The organism is Pseudomonas psychrophila (assembly GCF_001043005.1).
GTDB lineage: Bacteria > Pseudomonadota > Gammaproteobacteria > Pseudomonadales > Pseudomonadaceae > Aquipseudomonas > Aquipseudomonas psychrophila.
The window spans coordinates 1-841 of the sequence record NZ_JYKZ01000041.1 but is presented as its reverse complement, the minus strand read 5'-3'; the positions used below and the strand labels follow the sequence as shown (position 1 = coordinate 841).

At 57.8% G+C, this 841-nt stretch carries 2 protein-coding genes; both read right to left on the bottom strand.

The annotated features are described in order from the left end of the window. Positions 1-572 (bottom strand): FHA domain-containing protein (locus TU76_RS23935; protein ID WP_048352634.1); only part of this gene is annotated, 572 nt, incomplete at its 3' end. Positions 573-589: 17 nt separating this feature from the next. Further along, complete coding sequence (locus TU76_RS23930; RefSeq protein ID WP_048352633.1) at positions 590-730, bottom strand: hypothetical protein; 141 nt, start codon at positions 728-730, stop codon at positions 590-592. Positions 731-841 lie beyond the last annotated feature (111 nt).

Sequence of the window (841 nt, the reverse complement as noted above, 5' to 3'; positions counted from 1 at the left end):
TGGGCCGTAGGCAACTCCGGCGCCGGCTCGGCAACCAGCTGCGGCACGCTGAGGTTTTGATAATCGATCGGAGGGCTGTCGACACGCTGCGACCACGCGGGTTTCAATCCTGGCCGTGTGGCAGGCTCATCGATCAGGGAAATTCCCTGAATCGACGGGTCCAGCGGGTTGAGCTCCAGAAAGGCATCGTCCGGAATAACACTGCCTGCGGGTTGAGGCATCCCGACCTGATCCAGTAACACCTGCAATTCGTGCTCCAGTTGCGCACGAATCAGAAAATCCCCCAGCGCGTACACATGACCATGCTGGATGCGCTGTGCCTGGCCTTTCCTCAGGTAAGTGTCGGAGTGTTTGCACTGGGTGCCGTTGGAGCTTCTGTCGGTGAGAAAAAACGTCCCGTCCCGATAGCTGATTTCTGCGTGGTACTTGGACACGGTTTTGGTTTTGTCGACGAGGGTCCACTCACAATCGGCATTACGCCCGATCACCCCACCCTCTTCGTCAAAGGTTTTGCTCCTCACTTGTGAAGCGTCCAACGATCGAGTGCTGGACAGATCAAATACCAGTTCCATATTGCTGCTCCTTGCGGTCACTTGCCGCGATTGACCGCTTGCGGATCACCCAAGGGGCGATAGCTGTTGTCGTTGAATTTGTAGTTGCCGCTACAGCCGCTCACGCCGCACAGCATGGCGAGGGTCAGCAAGACGGCTTGCCAGTGACGAGCAGTCATCGGGGGAGTCTCCAGAGGTTGGCCAGGCATCCGACGTGATCCTTGAGGGCGCGCTGGCAGAAATGAAAAGTACGAAGAGGGCCTCACGGCGCGTTCCCCTTGATATCGTCC